We start from the raw sequence: 12,693 nt of genomic DNA, 5'->3' as shown, positions 1-12,693 counted from the left end.
TTATTCCATAGTAAACAATCCATACGGTATACGGCATCCTGTTTGAGTCGGGTGGAGCCGGAGACAACTCCGACTCCACCCTCAGTAATTGGCAACCTGGCATAGCTATAAGACTATATTCAGGCTTTCAACGAGAGTAGCTTCTACTGACACCGCTCATGTATTTTTTCTTGTCCAACATGTCTTCCCCAAAGCTCACAATCACGTTCGTGGCGGCATCGCCAACTACGTTCATGGGCATAACAGCCATTCCGGGAAGGTAGTTCATGGCAAGAACGAGCGAGTAGCACGTCATGCACAGGGGAGTGTTTAATCCAACGCCAAGCATTACCACGTATACCAGGGTTGTACCCGCAGCTGGAATAGGAGGCGTTCCGAACGCGCACGACACCGAGATCAACGCCGCAACCACGAGCATGCTCGGAGTCATATCGATGCCGGCGGCAGTTGCGATGAAGGTCACCGCGATTATTTGCATGGCGGTGGTTCCGTTCATGTGAACGGTCATTCCGGTAGGCATAACAAAGCTTGTTATTTCTTCGGGACAGCCGAGCTCTTCCATGCACGTTTTCATGTTCAGAGGCAGCGTCGCTGCGGACGACTGGGTAGCCGCGCCAAACAATGCGATCTTGGCAGTCTTGCGAATGAACGGAATCGGGTTGAGTCGCGTAGTGAGGAGAATTCCAAGCGGATAGATGATGAAGAGAAGACCTATGCAACCCACGATGGTGGTCGCCATCCACACGAGAGTCGGGCGAATGTACTCGATTCCGTACAACGCGAGACCGCGAGTAATCATGCAGAAGATCGAAACGGGCGCGCAGCGGTTGATCACGAAGGTGAGGCACATGTTGATTATGTCGTTGAGGTTCTCCAGAACGTCCTTCAATGGCTTCACCTTATCGCCCATGCGTGACATGCAAATTCCAAGAACTATGGCCACGAAGCACACGGCCAAAATGGAGTTGTTCGAGGAAAACGCGGACAGCAGGTTGCTGGGCACAACGTCGATAATCGTAGAGAGCGGGTTATAGGAGTCAATGGTTGCAAGCTCGGTTGCCCGGCCATTCGGAAGCGTTACCGTAAACCCGCCCGCTGCCTTAACTGAGTACGCAATGGTCGCGGCGAGGGCGGCCGTTACCGCATAGAAGCACAGGAAGGTAATGATCGTCTTAATTGCAATGCTGCTGAGCTTCTTTGGATCGGTAAGGCTACAGAGAGCGAGCGACAAAGAAGTGAGCACCAGCGGAACGATGGCAACCTGCAGGGCATGCATGAACAGCTGGCCCACAATGTAGAAGAGTCCGATGCCATTGACCCCCGCCTCCGAGGTAATGTCGACGAACAATAGACTGTTCAGGCTCTCCCACACTGGATTCGTATTGCCCAGCTGCATGCGCAGCGCCAAGCATCCTGCACCCGCAAGAAAGCCAAGTATTACCGCGATGAAAATCCTTCGAACTATGGAGTGCCCAGCCTTTTTATTCGAAGATTGTATCGATTTCTCCCGCGCATCCTCAGCCATTTTGTCGCTCATAGTTGCCTCCCCTCAGCCTTACCATCCGCACGATCGCACGCCCCCACCGCTAGAGCCGTGCCTACTTGTCCAGGTCCTCGGCCATCTCTCTCATAACCTGCTTGTCCTCTTCGGAAAGAACGATGTCCGCGGCAGGAGCGTTCTGGCGCACCTGCTCGGGCGAGGTTGCGCCGGTGAGGAGGTTAACGGTGTCGCCCTGGTTCATAATCCAGGCCAGGCAAAGAGTGGGAATGCTGCAGTTGTACTTCCGCGCAAGCGGCTTCCAGGCATCGAGCATGTCGATGACGCGCTCCATGTTGCCGGGCTGCCACCACTTCTTGTTGGCGCGCGCGTTACCGGGCTCGGGGCGGTAGTCCTTCGTAATGGTTCCGGTAAGAAGGCCCTGCTCAAGCGGCGAGTACGCCTGCATTGTGATCTTGTTCTCTTTGCACAGCGGAATAAGCTCGTCCTCCACGGCACGGTCGAGCACGCTGTACTTGCCCTGCACCAGGTCCAGCTCGCAGCAAGCCAGGTACTCCTTAATTTGGGGGATGCTTACGTTGGCGGCACCGATGGCGCGAATCTTGCCCTCGCTCTTGAGCTTGTTAAGCTCGGCAACCGTTTCGCTAATGGGCGTGTAGTACGGCTCGACGGAGGGCCAGTGCGTCATGTACAGGTCGATGTAGTCGGTACCAAGGCGCTCGAGCGACTCCTCGACCTCAAGGCGGACCGATTCGGGCGTGAGGTTCTTGTACAGCTGGCGGTCGCCCACCTTGTTCCAAACCGTGCCCTTGCGGTTCCACACCACGCCGCACTTGGTGACCAGGATCACCTTGGAGCGATCCAGCTTCTTCAGGGCCTTGCCAACGATGCGCTCGCTGTTGCCAAAGTTGTAGCCAGGAGCGGTGTCGATCATGTTGATGCCGGCGTCAACTGCGGCAACAATGGTGTCGACAGCCTTGTCCTCGTCGGGGCCTCCGCTCCAGGCGGGGCCGCCGCCAATCGCCCACGTTCCCAAACCCATCTTCGAGACCTGAATGCCCGAGCTTCCAAGTTCCATGTAGCGCATGGTATCCATCCTTACTTAGTTTACTGATTGATATAGATGCTATAGAGAAGCCCCCTGGGCCAGGACATTTGCACTCTTGTGCATATGAAAACGCTTGGCCCAGGGGGCTAGAGAAGTTAGGCGTACTGCTGCTTGTAGTGTGCAAGCTGGCGGTCAAACAAATCCCTGCTCTTCACGCCCGTAGTCGCGCCGATACTTGTGATGGCCAGCGAGGCGGCGACGTTTCCGTACTCGCCGCACTCGACCAAAGACTTGCCTTCCAGAAGTCCCGTGATGAAGCCGGAGGCGAAGTTGTCGCCCGCGCCGATGGTGTCCACGGCGATGATGCCCTTCATGGCGGGGACGATGACCTTCTGGCCGTCCTGCCCCTTGATGAACACTCCCTGCTTGCCGATCTTTATCACGACATGCTTCACGCCGTACGACAGGATTTTGTCGGCAACGCACTCGATATCGTCCTCCCCCGTCATAAGGCGAGCCTCATCGCAGTTGGGGAAGAAGTAGTCCACGTACGATAGGGCCTCGGCAATGTCGTCGAAGGTCTCGCCAAGGCGGGGCTTGATCATGTCGGCCGTTATTACCATGCCGGCCGACTTTGCCACCTTGAAGATCCTCACGAGGGCATCGTTGTTCAGGCGAGGGTTGTTGAAGAAGCTCGCCAGCGAAAGAAGTCTTCCACGGGCAATGAGCCCCAGATCAACGTCCTCAATACCCATCTTCCAAAGACTGCCGTTGCGGTTCGTGACGAAGGTCCTCTCGCCATCGGCCGTAACGAGGCCCACGTTGATGGAGGTATTGACTCCCTCGCGCAGTTTCATGCCCTGGGTGTCGATTCCTTCCTTGCGGCAGTGATCAAGAATGAAATCTCCTACGACGTCCTTGCCGACCATGCTCATGAGACCGACCTTGTGCCCAAGCCGGCTGATGATGGTCGACTCGTTGATGGCATCGCCGCCTATGGTCATGCTTATTTGCTCAAGGGGGTAGGACTCGTTGTCGAAGATGTCCTTGCTCACGGGCTGCAGGGGAACGTCCACGATTGCTGCGCCTACGCACACCACGTCCAAGGGTTTATTGGCGCTTTGCGCAGCGGACGCGTCGGGACAACCCTGGGTTGCGTTGGTAGACATGGCGACCTACCTAAGGTCTGCCTTGTCGGCGTCGCCGAACAGCTCGATCTTGTACAGGGCGCGCTCCTTGACCGCCTGGCGAACCGCACGCTCGAGCTCCAGGAACGACTTGTCGGTGTTCTTCTGGATTGCGCCCATGGCGGCGTCGCACAGCTCGGTGTGGATGTTGATCTTCGCGATGCCCAGGGAAATGGCGGTCTTGATGTCCTCGTCGCCAATGCCGGAGGCACCGTGCAGAACCAGGGGAACGCTTACGGCGTCACGGCACTTCTCAACAACCTCGAAGTTGAGCTTGGGGGTGGCGGAGTAGTGGCCGTGGACGTTACCAATTGCGACGGCAAGCGAGTCGCAGCCGGTGCGCTCAACGAACTCTGCAGCCTTGGAGGGGTCGGTGTAGGCATAGGCGGCAAGGGCCTCCTCGTACACCGTCTCGTTACCCACGTGACCAAGCTCGGCCTCCACGGGCACTCCCAGAGGATGGAAGTAATCGACGGCGGTCTTGATTTCCTTCACGTTGTCCTCGAAGGGCAGGGCCGAGGCGTCGCGCATGACGGAGTTCATGCCGTGGGTGTAGGCGTTCTTGATGATGTCCATGCTGCGGCCGTGGTCCCAGTGGGTAATAACGGGCACCTTGGCGTTCTTTGCCATGGAGACCATCATCCAGCAGAAGTCCTCGAACGAAGTGTTGCCCACGAAGCCCGTACCGAACGAGATGATAACGGGGGCGTTGTCCTCCTCCGCCGCGTCGATAACGCCCATGAGCATCTCGGCGTTCCAAACGTTGAAGTGCGGAATTGCAAACTGACCGTCCTTGGCCTTGTTCTCCCAGTACTTGATGTTGGCAAGCATGACTACTCCCTTCACTTCGAGGCGCCAGTAGGGCTCCTCAACGATTAATAGATAAGAGTTTTATGCGAACTACTCGCAGCCCGGAGTTCCGGCGACCTTCACGACGCCCTTTACCATGTCGACCTTCTTCTGTGGATCGATGGCATCGGTGAACGCCTGCTGCACGTCCTTATAGTCGTAAACGTTGGTGACCATGTCCTTCACGTTGAACTTGCCCGTGGCGATTGCCTCGATGGTGCGGGGGTAGTCGTTGCAGTAACGGAAGGAGGTTTGAATGGTGACCTCGCGATTGATCTTGAGGAAGTCGATGGGCACGGGCTTGCTCTGCGTTCCGACCATCATGATCTTTCCGCCGCGGGCAACTATTTGCACCGCCTGCTGTGCGAGGAAGCCGGAACCACCGCACTCGAATACGAGGTCAACGCCGTGGTCGCCGAACTTCTCGTCGGAACGCAGGTACTTTACGGTATCCACTTCCTTGCCGTTGATGGCCTCCTTGGCTCCGAGCTTCTTTGCCAGCTCGAGCTTCGAGGGAATGACGTCCACGACGGTAATGTCAGTGGCGCCAAGGCTGCGGCAGGCCTGGAGGGTCATGAGGCCGATGGTGCCACAGCCAAGAATTACGATGTGGCTTCCCAAGGAAGCGCCGCCCAGGATGGCCGCGTGCATGCCGACGGCAGCGGGCTCAACGAGTGCGGCCTCCACCATGCTCATACCCTCGGGCACGGGGTACACCCAGTCCTCGGGGTGCGTCATGTACTGGCACAGGGCGCCGCGGTAGTTGGGCTGGGTAGCCATGAAGTCCACGTCGGGGCAAATGTTGTACCTGCCGGTGCGGCAGTACTCGCATGAGCTGTCGGGCACGCCGGGCTCTACCAGCACCTTGTCGCCGGGCTTGAACTTGGTTACATCCTTGCCCACCTTAACGACCTCGCCGGAAACCTCGTGGCCGAGGCCAATCTCCTGGTTGGGGTCTTTGGGAGGGATGAAGGGGCCGAACTCGAACCCGTGGATGTCGGAGCCGCACATTCCAACATAGCTGACCTTGATCAGCACCTCTTTGGGACCGGGCTCGGGAACGGGCGCTTCTTTTATCTCAAAGTGCTTGGGGGTAACCAGAATGGCTTTGGAGTTCTTCATTTCTCTACTCCTTTGTGAACGTGTGAGTTGTGATGCAGAGCAGGTGTTTCATAAGTGACGGGGAGCCGCCGACGCCGGTTCCAAGACGCCGGCGACCCAGGGAGGAGGAACGCAAAGTTGCGTGGTGGTGTGGTGCGAAGGGACTGTTACACGTTGCCGATTGCCTCGACGGACTCGCCGCGAGTCTCCACGCCGAAGGCACCAACGCAAACCGCGATGATAATTGCCACGGCGGCCAGAAGCATGAACACGTAGCTCGAGCTTTGGGCGGCAAGTGCGGTAACAAGGAACGGGAAGAACACGTTGCTCACACGGCCCATTGCGTTGCAGAAGCCAGAGCCAGAGAGCTTTGCGGAAGTGGGCCACATCTCGGGCACATACACCGCCGACGCGTAGCAAACGTACATGTAAATGATCGTGTTCATGATGAACGTGAGGACGATGAGGCCGACCATATTCACAAGGCCCATCGAGGTGAGGAAGCCAATAAGGACTCCGAACACCGCCATGCCAACGAGGAGGAACATGCCCATCTTCTTGCGCGGCACCTTGTCCATGATGAGAGAAGCGATGAAGATGCCGAAGGGTGCGCCAAACAGGCCAAACACGGTCATGAACTGGGACTGCGAGGTGTCGTAGCCAAGGCCGTTCATAAGGGTGGGCATCCATGTCATGAGCGTGTACTGAATCGTGTTCATGCCAATGAGGACGAGCGAACCGACGATGGTACGACGCAGCAGCTTGCCGTGGAACAGAGCCGAATAAGGAAGACGCTTAACCTCCGCAGGGGGCTCGGTAACGGGAGGCAGGGGCTTGCCGGTGGACGCCTCGATCTCCTTCTCAATCTTCGTAACGATGGCGTCGGCCTCTTCCACGCGACCCTGCGACTCAAGCCAACGCGGGGACTCGGGGAACTTCTTCCAAACCATGATGGTGGCAACGATGGAAAGGACCGAAGGAATCATGAACTCAACGCGCCAGTTCATGCTCATGGCCATGCCCGAGCCCATCAGCAGAAGGGCGATGAGGTTGCAAATGGGGTGAGCCCAGTTGCCGATGAACGACGTGCGGCTGGACCAGGTTCCGCGGTTGCGGCTTGGCACGTACTCGGTGAAGCCGGCAAACAGAACCACCAGCAGAGCACCGAGGCCAAATCCCTGGGCAAGCCTAAAGAAGTACAGCACGTACACGTTGGGAGCAAGTGCGGCGCCAATCATTACCGCGATGTGGATGCACTCGTACAGGATGATCGACTTCTTACGGCCAATCTTGTCGCCGATGGGGCCGCCGACCAAAGCGCCGAACAGCTGGCCAATGGTGTAGGTGGTTCCCCACAACGCCAGGAGGGTGCTACCCTTCTCGAGCCAGTGGACCTCGTTCAGCAGGATGTTTTGGACGGCGCCGCTAATGCCGTTCGACCAGCACACCAGCAACGCGAAAGCGGTGATGAGCCACATCTTCACGTGCCACTTCGAATCGGGCAGCCGGTCAAGCCTGGCACCAATGTTGGCGCCCTTGGTATTGTCCATGTTCGCTTCCTCTCGGTGTTTCTTCTCGCACTCGTTATTTCGTTAGGACCGCGTTGCGTCGGCCAGCTCAGAATCGACCTCCGACTGCATTACGTCCCAAGCCTTTTCGATGTTTGGATTCTTGTTCCAAAGGGCAGGCGGGCCCAGGACCACCACGTCAGCACCCGCCTCGTACAGCGGACGATAAACGTCCTTGTTCATAGAGCCGTCTGCCTCGATGAGAAAGTCCAGATGCATGCTCTTGCGCCACTCCACGAGGGTGCGAATCTTGTCGTATACCTGCGGAATTACCTTTTGGCCGGCATACCCGGCGTCCACGATCATCAAGGTGACCTTCGATAAGAGCGGCAGGTAGTAACGAATCGTCTCCAGCGAGGTGGCCGGGTTAAGCGCGACGCCCGCCTTGCATCCCAGGGAAAGGATCTTGTTGAAGGTAACGAACGCATCGCTCTCGATGCAGTCGGCGTGAGGGGTTATGTATGTCGCACCAGCCTTGGCGCAGTCCTCGATAATCCACTGCGGATGCTTAACCATGAGGTGCGCGTCCATAGGAGTCTTCACGTGCGGCTTGAGCGCAGCCATGAAGTCGGGACCGATGCTGTAGGTCTTTACGTAGTTGCCATCTTTGATATCGATGTGCAAAAAGTCGGCTCGTTCGTCGATGTAGGACACCTGATGGGCGAAATCGAACAGGTCGCAGCAGCCCATCGACGGTGCAAGCAGGAGCTTGTGATCCATAGGGGCCATCTTCCCTTCTTCCAAAGAGGCTGGCTCCTCGCGCGGGAGCCAGCCGGTACCGATGCTCCTGCTTACTCGAAGTCGTAGTCGTCGGGGTAGTCCGCCTCGCCGTAGGCCTTCTCGTCCTTGTCGGGCTCGTCGTAGTGGAAGATGCACTTAACCGCGGACTTGTTGGCCATCGCGGTGAAGCCCTCCTTCCACTGGGAGAGACCGAGACGGTGGGTAATCATGGGCTGGACGTTTATCGCACCGGAGGCGAGCAAACGGATGCACTCGCGCCAAGAGGTGGAGTCGTAGGCCTGGTGGCCAATGATGCTCTTGTTCCACTCGGTGATGTTGTTGATCGAGAACTCAAGCGGCTTGAAGCCCATGCCCACGCGCACGACCTCGCCGTTCGGGCGCAGCATCTCGAGGGACTGCTTAAGGGCGATGTTGGCGCCGGAGCACTCCACTACCAGTCCAAGGTTGTCACGGCCGCAAATCTCGGTGCAACGCTTAACGACGTCCTCGGTGGAGCCGTTGACGCAGTGAGTTGCACCGACCTCGCGGGCAATCGGGAACCTGGTTTCAACGTCGTCCTGAAGACCAACCATCACGATGTTGACGGCGCCCATGATGCGAGCTACCTGCACGGCAAACAGACCCAGTGGGCCAGTGCCAAACACGACGACGTCCTGGCCAGGCAGGAAGCTGGACTGCTGCGCGATTGCCTTGTAGGAGTTGGCAATCGGGTCAAGCACGGCGGCCTCTTCGTACTTCACGCCATCGGGAATCTCCCAAATGGCATGGGGGTGCAGCTTGAGGATGCCGCCGGGGATCTTCGCATACTTGGTGAAGCCACCGGTACCACCGAAGGCCTGGTAGTTGTTGTCCAGGCCAAGGCCGGTCTTGTGCTCGCACAGCATGAAGTCGCCGCGCTCGCAAGCGGGGCACTTTCCGCAGGCCTTGCCGGCGTTGTCGGACACCACGCGCTGGCCGACCTTCCAATCGGTCACGTTCTCGCCAACCTTAACGATTACGCCGGCGAACTCGTGCCCACGAATGGAGTTGAGCGTCTTCGAGGTGTTCTTTCCCTCCAAATCCGCATACCAGTGCTTCATGTCGGCTCCGCAAATAGCAGCAGCCTTCAGGCGAATGATCACGTCGTCGGGGCCACACTCGGGAACCGGCATGTCTATGTAGTGATAACCGCCGAACTCGCCATTGTCGCAGTACCTAGTAAGTGCCTTCATGACTTCCCCTCCAATAACACCGTTGACCTTTCCCCGGACACCCAATCATCACTGCGAATCGACGCAGTATCTTGGAGAGCGGCCGAATTTGTGCGTTTATCTAAACTGCCATTCGGCCTCTCTTGCCCGAGCCTTCCTTGCACACCCTTTTTATACAAGAGTATTTCTGTGTTTCAAAGATTTCTTCTGTGTTTACGTCATTTATATCTGCGAACGGCAGATTTTCCTACCGAAACGGTCAAAGTTGGCATTCGGAACCCACTGTTGTAACCGACACGCTGCCGCCAGAAAAATCAACGTCCTCCAACAAACCCCATAACCTGTTGTTGAATTTCGGTGCCGCCATCAATTGAACTGAAAAAGTCGGACAGCAGCGAGCGCGACAACACCGGTCGTTCCGGCCGGTCGTTCCGGCAGTCGGGTATCGAATCTTCCGATGGTCACTCGAATATTGCTACTTATCCTGGAAACGGTGCGCGCCTGTCAGACTATTTGAACTAGAGAGGAACGCCGCAAGTGCGGGATACAAACGTTCAGTGGAAAAGGCGAGGGGTCGCCAAGATAGTTGCAAATTCCGAAAAGATATGGTCTCTAGACCACCTTTTACCAGCTCGCGTTACTCTGCCGGCCCGCACAGACGTAAGTTCACGCCGACTACTTTGGGCGAACCGGCGTGGTGCTCGTGCGGAAGCCGGACCGCATCATCGCATCCAATCCAGGCACGCTCAGAATCGCGGTGGACGAGGTTGAGGCGGGCGGAGCTTCTGACCCCCGCAACGAGACGCTGCTCTCGATGTTCAGTCTGCCCAACATTGGCGAGCGGGCTGGCAGCGGGTACGACACGCTGCGCGAGGGCACGTACAGCGCCGGTAAGCCCGACCCTCTGCTCGAGGAGCTCTGGGAGCCGGACCGGGAGCGCCTGACTCTTGAGCTCGAGACGAGCGGTCTTGCCGACTTCCGCCTACCGGGCATAGGCGGTGAGTCCTCCCCGCTCGTGACGAAGGTCGAGCCGCCAAGGAGTGACCGAGTCCAGTGATCAAGTCGACAAGCTCCTAGCCGTCATGGATGGGAAAGAGATGTCTGTGTCGAGATGATGCAGAGGCTTGGACTAGAGCACCGCACATACTTCAGGCGAAATTACCTCGACCCCGCCCTCGAAAAGGGGCTCATCGAGAGGACCATACCCAACAAGCCAACCAGCAGCAAGCAGAAGTACCGAAAGGTGAAGCAATAGCGGGAATGGATGGTATGGGCAGGAAGCCCACCGACCCCCTCCATAACCCAATGCTGTACGGACGCGCTTTGAAGCAGCTGAAGAAGCCCTTCTCGCCCGTCGATGCGCTGGGCGAGAAGGGCCATGGCCTACGGTCGCCACGCAGGCGGGACGCTACGCAAACGGGCAGTGCGGGAACGTGCACGGGTCGCAGCCCAGGCAGAGCCCGCCCTCGCCCATGGCCACGAAGTCGCGCTTCGCGAGCGGCACGCCCGCCACCAGGCGCGGCAGCGCGAGGTCGAACACTGTCGCCTTGTTGTACATGACGCACCCCGGCAGCCCCACCACGGGCACGGGGCGCGCGTCCCTCTTGCCCGCGGCGTCCTGCGGCGCGGCTGCGGCTTTTCCCGCGGCGCCGTCCGGGTCGAAGTAGCCCACCAGCAGCATGGCCCCCGGCAGCACCGGAGCGCCGTACGTGACGATGCGCGCGCCGGCGCGCCTGATGGCGCCGGGAGTGTTGTCGTCCGGGTCCACGCTCATGCCGCCCGTGCACAACACCATGTCCACCCCGGCGGCGCGGGCCTCGCCAATGGCGGCCACCACGTCTTCCATCGCGTCGCCCGGCGTGGCGCGCCACGTGACGGCGACGCCGTAGCGCGCGAGCTTGCGCTCCACCACGGGGGTGAAGCGGTCCTGGATCAGCCCGCTCTTGACCTCCGAGCCCGTGGCGATCACGGCAGCGGTGCGCATGACGTACGGCGCCACGCGCATGAGCGGCCCGTGCGCGGCGACGTCCGCCGCGGCCTCGGCCCGGGCCACGACCCGCCCGTCTATCACGAGCGGGATCACGCGGGTTCCGGCGAGGGCGACGCCGGCGCGCACGCCAAAGTTGCCGCGGCGCGTGGCCACCATCACCTGGTCCACGGAGTTCACGGCCGCAAGGCGCTCGGAATCCACCAGGAACACGCCGTCGTGGGCGGCGCTTATGCCGATCTTCCCCTCGCGCGGCTCGCCCGAGGCAACGCAGCCCTCGCCCAGGCACAGCGCGGCCATGCGGCGCGCGGCCTCGTCCTCGTGCAGCCAGCCCGGACGCCTCTGCCACACGTACAGGTGCGCCTTGCCCATGCTCAAAAGCACCGGCACGTCCTCGGCCGTCACCACGTGGCCCTTGCGAAAGCGCGCGCCCTTGTAGCGCGGCAGCTCGTTGCCGTTGGCGTCCGTGCCGCCGGGCAGGATCTGCGTCATGTCGTGGCACAGCACGTGCCCCACGGCATCCTGGGTCGCAACCAGTTTCATTCCGGACTCGCTCACGCAAGCTCACCCTCTTCCATCACGCGCACCGCGTCGCCGGCGCGCACGCTGCCGCCGCGCGCCACCACGCAGAATATGCCGTCCGTGGGCATGACGCACATGCCCGTGAGGCGGCGTATCTCGCAGTCGTTGTGGCACGTCTTGCCAATCTGCGTCACCACCAGGCGGCACTCCCCCACCGCAAGCACGCTCCCCACGGGAAGCTCGCGCAGGACGAGGCCCTCCGTCAGGATGTTCTCCGCAAAGTCGCCGGCCGCAAGGTCGAGCCCGCGCTCGCGCATGCGGTCCACGCTCTCGTTGGGAAGCAGGCTCACCTGCCGGTGCCACGCGCCGGCGTGGGCGTCGCCCACGATCCCCACGCCCACGCGCAGCTCAAGCGCGTCCACCGGGTGCTTGCGCGTGCCCTTGCGCTCGCTCACGCTCGTGGCGAGCACGCGTCCGGCGCCTCCCCGCGGCCCCACGCCGCCCTGCAGCTCCTCGCTACCCCGCATCAGCCTTCCTCCCGAACGAAGTGCCCCGACTTGCCGCCGTCCTTCTCCATTAGGCGCACGCGGTCTATCACCATGTCGCGCTGGTGCGCCTTGCACATGTCGTAGATGGTGAGGCCCGCGACGCTGGCCGCCGTGAGCGCCTCCATCTCTACCCCAGTCTCGCCGCAGCAGCGGCACGTGGCCGTGATCGCTATGCCGTCCTCCTCTAGCGAGAAGGACACGTCCACGCCCGTGAGCTGCACGGGGTGGCACATGGGCACCAGCTCCCACGTGCGCTTTGCCGCCATGATGCCGGCGACCTGCGCCACGGCGAGCACGCCGCCCTTGCGCACGCCGCCCGTGCGCACGAGCTCCAGGGTGTCCGGCCTCATGAGGACCTTGCCGGCCGCCGTCGCGGTGCGCTGGGTGCGGGGCTTCTGGGAAACATCCACCATGCGGGCGCGGCCCTGCTCGTTGAAGTGCGTGAGCGCCATGC

At 60.0% G+C, this 12,693-nt stretch carries 13 protein-coding genes; 2 read left to right on the top strand and 11 right to left on the bottom strand.

Translation table 11 applies throughout. The features are described 5' to 3' along the window. Positions 1-127 precede the first annotated feature (127 nt). From HF885_RS00520 to HF885_RS00485, 8 genes are all read right to left on the bottom strand, one after another. Entirely contained in the window at positions 128-1,537 is a 1,410-nt protein-coding gene (locus HF885_RS00520; RefSeq protein WP_235927222.1) for a dicarboxylate/amino acid:cation symporter, read from the bottom strand. A 61-nt stretch (positions 1,538-1,598) separates the two neighbouring features. Beyond that, positions 1,599-2,585, bottom strand: coding sequence for an aldo/keto reductase (locus tag HF885_RS00515; RefSeq protein ID WP_170103031.1), 987 nt, complete (start codon positions 2,583-2,585; stop codon positions 1,599-1,601). A gap of 116 nt (positions 2,586-2,701) precedes the next feature. Beyond that, positions 2,702-3,715 carry a carbohydrate kinase family protein gene (locus HF885_RS00510; RefSeq protein WP_170103030.1) on the bottom strand — a complete coding sequence of 338 codons (1,014 nt, stop codon included), beginning with the start codon at positions 3,713-3,715 and terminating at the stop codon, positions 2,702-2,704. 6 nt (positions 3,716-3,721) lie between these two features. Beyond that, complete coding sequence (locus HF885_RS00505; RefSeq protein ID WP_170103029.1) at positions 3,722-4,564, bottom strand: class II fructose-bisphosphate aldolase; 843 nt, start codon at positions 4,562-4,564, stop codon at positions 3,722-3,724. Between the two features lie 69 nt (positions 4,565-4,633). Next, positions 4,634-5,704 carry an NAD(P)-dependent alcohol dehydrogenase gene (locus HF885_RS00500; protein ID WP_170103028.1) on the bottom strand — a complete coding sequence of 357 codons (1,071 nt, stop codon included), beginning with the start codon at positions 5,702-5,704 and terminating at the stop codon, positions 4,634-4,636. 146 nt (positions 5,705-5,850) lie between these two features. Next, positions 5,851-7,233: an MFS transporter gene (locus HF885_RS00495; protein ID WP_170103027.1), complete on the bottom strand. Its 1,383-nt coding sequence runs from the start codon at positions 7,231-7,233 to the stop codon at positions 5,851-5,853. 42 nt (positions 7,234-7,275) lie between these two features. Next, the gene (locus HF885_RS00490) at positions 7,276-7,971 is read right to left on the bottom strand and encodes a ribulose phosphate epimerase (protein ID WP_170103026.1); all 696 of its coding nucleotides are present in this window, start codon (positions 7,969-7,971) and stop codon (positions 7,276-7,278) included. Positions 7,972-8,042: 71 nt separating this feature from the next. Next, complete coding sequence (locus HF885_RS00485; protein ID WP_170103025.1) at positions 8,043-9,203, bottom strand: zinc-binding dehydrogenase; 1,161 nt, start codon at positions 9,201-9,203, stop codon at positions 8,043-8,045. 673 nt (positions 9,204-9,876) lie between these two features. On the opposite strand from HF885_RS00485, the gene HF885_RS00480 reads away from it, so the two are divergent. Together HF885_RS00480 and HF885_RS10680 are read left to right on the top strand one after the other, a co-directional pair. Further along, complete coding sequence (locus HF885_RS00480) at positions 9,877-10,239, top strand: ATP-binding protein (protein WP_170103024.1); 363 nt, start codon at positions 9,877-9,879, stop codon at positions 10,237-10,239. A 54-nt stretch (positions 10,240-10,293) separates the two neighbouring features. Beyond that, positions 10,294-10,437, top strand: coding sequence for a Fic family protein (locus HF885_RS10680; RefSeq protein ID WP_419197815.1), 144 nt, complete (start codon positions 10,294-10,296; stop codon positions 10,435-10,437). Between the two features lie 153 nt (positions 10,438-10,590). On the opposite strand, the gene HF885_RS00475 is transcribed toward HF885_RS10680, so the two are convergent. Genes HF885_RS00475 through moaC form a run of 3 tightly spaced genes read right to left on the bottom strand, consistent with a single transcriptional unit; the run spans position 10,591 to position 12,691 of the window. Next, a complete protein-coding gene (locus HF885_RS00475) occupies positions 10,591-11,712 on the bottom strand; it encodes a molybdopterin-binding protein (protein ID WP_170103270.1) in 1,122 nt (373 codons plus the stop codon). Positions 11,713-11,723: 11 nt separating this feature from the next. Beyond that, positions 11,724-12,218, bottom strand: coding sequence for an MOSC domain-containing protein (locus HF885_RS00470; protein WP_170103023.1), 495 nt, complete (start codon positions 12,216-12,218; stop codon positions 11,724-11,726). Beyond that, entirely contained in the window at positions 12,218-12,691 is a 474-nt protein-coding gene (gene moaC, locus HF885_RS00465) for a cyclic pyranopterin monophosphate synthase MoaC (RefSeq protein ID WP_170103022.1), read from the bottom strand. The genes HF885_RS00470 and moaC overlap by 1 nt, the downstream gene beginning before the upstream one ends. Positions 12,692-12,693 lie beyond the last annotated feature (2 nt).

The organism is Parafannyhessea umbonata (assembly GCF_012844235.1).
GTDB lineage: Bacteria > Actinomycetota > Coriobacteriia > Coriobacteriales > Atopobiaceae > Parafannyhessea.
The sequence above is the reverse complement of the archived record's forward strand: the minus strand, read 5'-3'. Positions and strand labels throughout refer to the sequence as shown.